This window comes from Mesorhizobium sp. M0816 (genome assembly GCF_040320005.1).
In the GTDB taxonomy this organism is placed as follows: domain Bacteria; phylum Pseudomonadota; class Alphaproteobacteria; order Rhizobiales; family Rhizobiaceae; genus Mesorhizobium.
Genome location: NZ_JAMYOT010000073.1, coordinates 1 through 6,848 on the forward strand (window position 1 = coordinate 1; position 6,848 = coordinate 6,848).

The following is a 6,848-nucleotide window of genomic DNA, read 5'->3' on the forward strand; positions in this document are numbered from 1 at the left end:
TCCCACACGGGCTTGCCGGCATGCCAGCACATCCGTGCTTCACGTGTGGATGCCGCCGTCGCCGACGCATTCTTGACGGCGCTGGCGCCCGCCGAGATTGATGCGCTGTCGCGGGCGCGACGGACACAGCAGCAGGTCGACAAGGCCTTACGCACGAGCGCGGAGCGTGAGCTTGAGCGCAAGCGCTATGCTGCGGCGCTGGCAGAGCGGCAGTTCAACCGCGTCGATCCCGACAATCGTCTTGTCGCCGGCGGACTCGAGCGTCGGTGGGAAGTTGCGTTGAGCGAAGTCCGTGCTGCCGAGGAAGCGCTTGCCCGGCAAGCTTCGGCCGAGCCCGTTACGCAAATGGCGTTGGGCAGGGCCCTCAACAGCAAGGTCGTCATCCTGTCCGGCCGCCTGCCGCAGATCTGGGCGAACGACGCCACGAAGGATGCTCATCGCAAGGCGCTATTGCGGTGCCTGATCGAAAAGGTCGTTCTCGATCGCGGCGAGCACGACGTTGCTCTGGTCAGGATCATCTGGCGAGGCGGCGCAGTGACTGAACTTGACGTGAAGATGAGGGTCAACTCCATCACCAAGCTCACCCATGGTCAGGAAATGCGCGCCCGTCTGCTCGATCTCGCGAGAGCTGGCATGCCTGATTATGAGATTGTCACCCTTCTCACCCGGGAGGGGCACCGCTCGCCCAATTGCGCCGACAAGGTCTTGCCGATCACGGTGCAGCGGATCCGGCTCGGTGCCGGGATCAGGATAACGACGCAGCGCAACCGCTGGACCCACGAGTCCACTTCGCTCAGCGCCACACAATTGGCCGCACGACTGAACATCCCCGTCAATTGGATCTATGTGCAGATCAGGCAGAAGCGCCTCCTGATCGACCGTCAGCTGACCGGAGCCTACCTGTTCCAAAACTCCCCTTCCGTGATCAATGCGGTCCGCGACCTCCGCAACCACACCATCAGCCACCTTGATCTGAGAATCATTCAGCCTCACCAGGAGGGGCATCAACATGCGTGATCGACGAGCAAGGCCAACTGGGCCGCTGTCAGCTGAAGCCGACCCGCCACGATCGGCGGCCAGACGAACTTTCCCTGCTCCAAGCGCTTGTACCTCACTTGGGAATGCAGACTCTACGAACGCAGTTACGCAATTAGTGCGGATCACGCATCCGTTTCATCCTCTGTTCTCGCGGCTGCTGCCATGTGTCGGCAGGCGATACAATCGGCATGGCGAACGCCTTTTGCTGCAGGCCGACGATACTGCCGTGTGGGCTGTTCCCCCGCAATGGACTGATCTTGCGAACCCGGATCCAGAAGTTGTCATGGGGAATGGGCGGGCGCTCTTGCGTACTGTCGACTTGCTGGAGCTGGCCAGTCTGGTCGGGCGCCTTTCTGGTAAATCGCTTCGCGATCACTCGACAAGTTGTAAGGATAATTATGCCGCATCTGTAAGGCGGATTATGCCGCAAGAGGGTTTGCACGATGAGCATATCCCAGCATTCCGGCTACACGTTCAGCATTGATCGCACAAGCCGCCTTGACATCGATGCTAGTAGCGGCATAAATATATTTACTATTATGCTTTTTTCCACACTCGGAGCCGGCGATGTCCGACAGCAAGCGCTCGAAGACGGAGGCCCTCATCGAACAAGGCACCTTCAATCCGAACCCCGAGAAGATGGGCGATCCGAAGTTCAGCGACAGCGAGTTCTTCGATCCGCACGACGCCGTGCAGGTCAGATACGAGATGCTGCGGCGCGTCTCCATCGACAACATGTCGGTGACGGTGGCGTCCGACGAGTATGGCGTTTCCAGGCCGACCTATTACCAGGCAAGGGCGAGCTTCGACGCAGCCGGGATTGCGGGACTGGTACCAAAGAAGCCGGGCCCCCGCGGTCCCCACAAAATCGACGACGAAGTCCTGGCGTTTCTTCAGGCGCAGTTGGGCCCGGGCGAACCCGTTCGTGCTCGGGAGCTGGCGAAGCTGGTCCGCCGCGAACTCGATGTCGAGCTTCATCCCAGGACGATCGAGCGGGTATTAAAAAAAACCGGCAGGTGAACATTGCCGCGGCATCGGTGCGTTCATCGATCCTGTCGTCGGCCATTGCGGCCCAGTATGAGGTGCTGCGCGGGGCAGCCCTCGGCGAAGCTCTGCCTCTCAAGGCTCGTAGCGGCCTCATGCTCTTTCTGCGCCGGGGCATGTGGGGATGGGCACAGACGCTGGCCGCAGCAGCAAATCCCCTGCAAGAACAAAGTCATCCACCGTCGACCGCCTGGCCGACGCACGGCGGGCACGCAGCCGTTGTTCACGTCCTTGCGACAATAGCCATGAGCATCCACGACCGGAGGTCACCATGAATGCGCACGTTAAAGTCCAGCCTCATCACGTCGAACGCAGCGCCTACCTGTACATCCGCCAATCCTCGATGCGGCAAGTCATCGAGAACACCGAGAGCGCCAGGCGGCAATATGCGCTTCGTGGACGTGCGGTCGCCCTCGGCTGGCGGGACCAGCAGATTATCGTCGTCGACAATGATCAGGGTGAATCCGGTGCTTCGGCGGCCTGGCGCGAGGGGTTTCAGCGTTTGGTCAGCGACGTCGGCATGGGGCGCGCCGGGATCGTGATGGGGCTGGAAGTCTCCCGGCTGGCGCGGAACAATGCCGATTGGCAGCGCCTGCTGGAGATCTGCGCTCTTGCCGACACCCTGATCCTCGATGAAGACGGCGTCTATGACCCCGCAGGCTTCAACGACCGGCTCCTGCTCGGTCTCAAGGGCACCATGAGCGAAGCAGAGTTGCATGTGATCAAGGCACGGCTGCGCGGAGGCATCCTCAACAAGGCAAGGCGCGGCGAGTTTCGCTGTCCCCTGCCAACCGGGCCGGTCTATGACCATTCCGGCAATGTGGTGCTCGATCCGGACACGCAAGTCAGGGAGACGATCATCCATTTCTTCGAGACGTTCGCTCGCGTCGGATCCGCCTCCCAGACCGTCAAGGCCTTTCGCACGGAAGGCCTTTTGTTCCCGTCACGCCTGCACAACAGTCAGACGGTGTTTCGGCCGCTGACCGCATCGACCGCGGTGCGCGTCCTGAACAATCCGCGTTACGCCGGCGCCTATGCCTATGGGCGGCGACACTATCGGCGCACCATCGACGGCAAGAAGACTGTGCGTGCGCGAACTAATGATGATTGGCCGGCCTGCATTCCCGATGCGCATCCCGGCTATATCAGCTGGGAACAACATCAGGAGAACCTGAAGGTTCTCAAGGCGAACGGCCAAAGATATGACGCGGCACGAGCGTCAATCCCAAGAGAAGGCCCGGCGCTGCTGCAAGGTCGGGCGGTATGTGGGCAATGCGGCCGGCATTTCCGGGTTCGCTACGCTGCCCGGCGCGGCCAACAGGAAGCCTGGTACATCTGCGATCGCGCTATCGCGGTGACCCCTTGTGCCAGTCGATCGCCGGGCCTCCTGTCGATGAAGCCATCGGCAGGCTGATTGCCGAGCAGATGACGCCGGCCGCCGTCGAACTGGCGCTCGACGTCCGTAAGGAGATCCAAGCCCGGCATGAAGAAGCAGATCGGCTGCGCTGTCGCGCGGTCGAGCGCGCCCAGATCGAGGCCGATCTCGCCCAGCGCCGTTTCATGCTGGTCGATCCCGACAATCGTCTCGTCGCCGACACGCTCGAAGGCGAATGGAACGAGAAGCTCCGTATTTTGGCCAAGGCCCGCGAAGAGCGTGAGCGTGCCCGGGAGCACGATCAATTCATCCTTGATGAAGCTGTCCGCGAGCGGCTGGTCGCAATGACGGTGGATTTCAACAAGCTCTGGGCGGATCCCGACACACCAAACCGCGAACGCAAGCGACTCCTTGCCCACATCATCGAGGATGTCACTCTCGTCAAGCTGCCGGCGGAAGGAACCACCAAGGTTCACGTGCGATTCAAAGGCGGCAAGATCCAGACGCTCACCACCTTGAGTCCAAAATCTTCCGCCCAGCAGATCAAGACGCAGCCCGGCATCGTCGAACTGGTCGATAAACTCCTCGACGACCACATCTATTCCGAGATCGCAGAACTGCTCAACCAGCAAGGATACCGTCCCGGCGAGGCCGCACGCCGCGGTCGCCACACCGCCCGCTTCACGGCCTTGCGAGTTGCCTATCTCGTTCACCAATACAAGCTGCGCTCTCGCTATGACCGCCTGCGGGAACGTGGAATGCTGACAAAACAGGAAGCGGCCGCGCGTCTCAATATCCACGAGCACACCGTCACCCGATGGGGCAAACATGGCCTCATCGCCAGCCACGCCTACAACGGGCACTATTGCCTGTACGAACTTCCCGTTTCGGATCTACCGCAAAAACAATGCAGCCGATGGAACCGGCTCGTCGATCGCGCTGCCGCACGAAGGCAAAATGCCAGCCAGGCAAAAACTCTCAACTGAAGACGAAAGGGACGTAGTATGAATGCAGATCGTTGGCGAACAGGCACAGCCCGCTTCCGTCCCAGGCCAGGATCTTCAACATGTCGCCGCGCTTGCCCCGGAACACGAACAGCGCCCCGGAGAAGGGATCGGCGGCCAGCACGTTCTGGACCTGGGCGGCCAAGCCATCCATCCCTTTGCGCATATCGCACGGCTGCGTCGCCAGATAGACCCGCACCCCAGACCCAGGCGCTATCATGCCACCGCCTTCAGAGCCGACAGCACCCGCCGCAGCGCTGCCTCGCTGACCTCGGCGTCCACCCGCACGCGCACACAGCCGACCAGGACGATCTCAATCATGCCGCGCTGTTCCGCCCCGGCCGCCGCGGCTGGTGAGGCAGCCGACGCGCTGCTGATAACTTCGACGGGGACCAATTCCAGCGGCGAAGCCGCCGACGTCGGCGTGCGCATCTGCCGGCGCCACGTGAACAACAGGTTCGCATTGATGTCATGCCGCCGCGCCACCAGCGACACCGACGCCCCAGGCTCACAGCTCTCGGCAACCAGCCGCTGCTTCTCTTCGAGAGTGTATGACTTGCGCCGGCGGGCGCGCGCCGTCTCGCCACGAGAATGTTGGCCTGCCACTCCATCCGTCGCGATCGTGTCCATTAAGCCCCGCTCGTGGACACTATCTTGTCGGCCGTGAACTATCCGCAAGCCGTTGATCTGGCAGCTGATTGAGGCGGATAGCGGCTTTTTGAATTGCAGGATTAGCAGTTTATGTGGGCTGTTTTCCTGCAATTCGGTTTGCGATTCCCTTGGGCTGCGGAGCGTGATTCACTCGGTTCGGCGGCGGCGAATCGAGGGGACGGCGAATGTCCAGGCCACGCGAGAAGCGCGAGACGGGAAAGCAGGATCTGTTCCGCTCCAGGCTCGATCAGATCATCAACATGAAGCACGAGCTGGTGCGGCTGGCGCAGACGATCGACTGGCCGGTGCTGGAGGAGCGTTTTGGCGCTGTCTATTCGGACGGCCCCGGCATGCCGCCGCTGCCGACCCGGCTGATGGCGGGGCTTGCGATCCTCAAGCACACTTTCAACCTGTCGGATGAGGTGCTGTGCGAGCGCTGGGTGGAGAACCCCTACTTCCAGTATCTTTGCGGCGAGGAATTCTTCTGCCACGCGCTGCCGTTCGATCGCTCGTCGATGACGCGCTGGCGCGGCCGCATGGGCGAGGAGCGGATCGTGGCGCTGTTGCAGGAAAGCCTCAGCATCGCGGTCAAGACCGGGGCGATGAAGCCGTCCGACACGCGCCAGGTGATCGTCGACACCACCGTGCAGCCGAAGAACGTGATGTTCCCGACCGACGCCAAGCTCATCCACCGGGCGCGTGAACGGCTGGTGCGGCTGGCCAGGAAGACGGGGCTCAATTTGCGCCAGAGCTATGTGCGGGTCGGCAAGCTGGCGCTGATCAAGCACCAGCGCTATGCCCACGCCAAGCAGTTCAAGCGGGCCAACAAGGCGCTGCGCAGGCTCAAGACCTATCTCGGCCGGACCATTCGCGACATCGCCCGCCAGGTCGCCGGCGATGCGGGACTGGACGCGCTCTTCAAATGGCCGCTCTACCAGGCCGCCACCGTTCTCGAGCAACGTCAGCGCCAGCGCGGCCGCAAGATCTACAGCTTGCACGCGCACGAGGGTGGAATGCATCGGCAAGGGCAAGGCGCATATGCCCTACGAGTTCGGAGTGAAGGTGTCGGTGGCCACCACGCTGAAGCGCTCCAAGGGTGGCCAGTTCGCCCTGCATGCAAAAGCACTGCCCGGCAATCCCTATGACGGCCACACGCTGGCAAGCGTCATCCCCGACATGGAAGAGACCATCGGCAACGAGATCGGCCGCATCCTCGCCGACGCCGGCTATCGCGGCCACAACGCACCCCAAAGCCACAAGTTCAGGGTCTTCACCAGCGGCCAGAAACGCCGCGTCACCTCAGCCATCAAGCGCCAGATGCGCCGCCGCTCGGCCGTTGAACCCGTCATCGGCCACATCAAGGCCGAGCACCGCATGGGCCGCAACTACCTCGCCGGTCAGCAGGGCGACGCCGTCAACGCCATCCTGGCCGCCGCCGGCTACAACTTCTCCCTCCTGCTCAGGTGGCTGAAGGGTTTTTTGTCGCTCTTGATCGCTCTGCTTCAGCTCCGGCCCAATTCCGTCGCCGCTTAGAGTCCGGATTGTTCACGGTCGACTATCTTCAGCGTCCAGAGCCCGACCCATATCCGATCCGAACCCCGCCACGGAAGGCGGTCGTCACCGGGCACTTACCTAGAGCATGTCCTGTGATTGATGAATCGATTGTGATGTGACGGATGCGTTCTTTGCTGATTCAACATCCACTTTGACGGAGGTGGATGATGGGAAGAGCACTG

General features: G+C 62.0%; 7 protein-coding genes and 2 pseudogenes. 6 read left to right on the forward strand and 3 right to left on the reverse strand.

Annotated features, from left to right (window positions below; all coding sequences use genetic code 11):
- Positions 1 to 1,017: pseudogene (locus NKI17_RS36475) on the forward strand (recombinase family protein); the annotation flags it as partial.
- Here NKI17_RS36475 and tnpB (NKI17_RS37270) read toward each other — a convergent pair.
- Positions 1,005 to 1,115, reverse strand: coding sequence for an IS66 family insertion sequence element accessory protein TnpB (tnpB, locus tag NKI17_RS37270; protein ID WP_502894732.1), 111 nt, complete (start codon positions 1,113 to 1,115; stop codon positions 1,005 to 1,007). The pseudogene NKI17_RS36475 and the gene tnpB (NKI17_RS37270) sit on opposite strands and share 13 nt — an antisense overlap.
- Positions 1,116 to 1,153: 38 nt before the next feature.
- On the opposite strand from tnpB (NKI17_RS37270), the gene NKI17_RS36480 reads away from it, so the two are divergent.
- The 4 genes from NKI17_RS36480 (at position 1,154) to NKI17_RS36495 (ending at position 4,443) form a co-directional block, all read left to right on the forward strand.
- Positions 1,154 to 1,522, forward strand: coding sequence for a DUF5372 family protein (locus tag NKI17_RS36480; protein WP_502894733.1), 369 nt, complete (start codon positions 1,154 to 1,156; stop codon positions 1,520 to 1,522).
- A gap of 83 nt (positions 1,523 to 1,605) precedes the next feature.
- A complete protein-coding gene (locus NKI17_RS36485; RefSeq protein WP_352907912.1) occupies positions 1,606 to 2,058 on the forward strand; it encodes a helix-turn-helix domain-containing protein in 453 nt (150 codons plus the stop codon).
- A 295-nt stretch (positions 2,059 to 2,353) separates the two neighbouring features.
- Positions 2,354 to 3,496: a recombinase family protein gene (locus NKI17_RS36490; RefSeq protein ID WP_352907913.1), complete on the forward strand. Its 1,143-nt coding sequence runs from the start codon at positions 2,354 to 2,356 to the stop codon at positions 3,494 to 3,496.
- Between the two features lie 11 nt (positions 3,497 to 3,507).
- Positions 3,508 to 4,443 carry a hypothetical protein gene (locus NKI17_RS36495; RefSeq protein WP_352907914.1) on the forward strand — a complete coding sequence of 312 codons (936 nt, stop codon included), beginning with the start codon at positions 3,508 to 3,510 and terminating at the stop codon, positions 4,441 to 4,443.
- Here NKI17_RS36495 and tnpB (NKI17_RS36500) read toward each other — a convergent pair.
- Complete coding sequence (gene tnpB / locus NKI17_RS36500) at positions 4,436 to 4,681, reverse strand: IS66 family insertion sequence element accessory protein TnpB (protein WP_352907915.1); 246 nt, start codon at positions 4,679 to 4,681, stop codon at positions 4,436 to 4,438. The two genes, NKI17_RS36495 and tnpB (NKI17_RS36500), sit on opposite strands and share 8 nt — an antisense overlap.
- A complete protein-coding gene (gene tnpA / locus NKI17_RS36505) occupies positions 4,678 to 5,091 on the reverse strand; it encodes an IS66-like element accessory protein TnpA (protein WP_352907916.1) in 414 nt (137 codons plus the stop codon). The genes tnpB (NKI17_RS36500) and tnpA overlap by 4 nt, the downstream gene beginning before the upstream one ends.
- A 206-nt stretch (positions 5,092 to 5,297) precedes the next feature.
- Here tnpA and NKI17_RS36510 point away from each other — a divergent pair.
- A pseudogene (locus NKI17_RS36510) lies at positions 5,298 to 6,645 on the forward strand (IS5 family transposase).
- Positions 6,646 to 6,848: the final 203 nt, after the last annotated feature.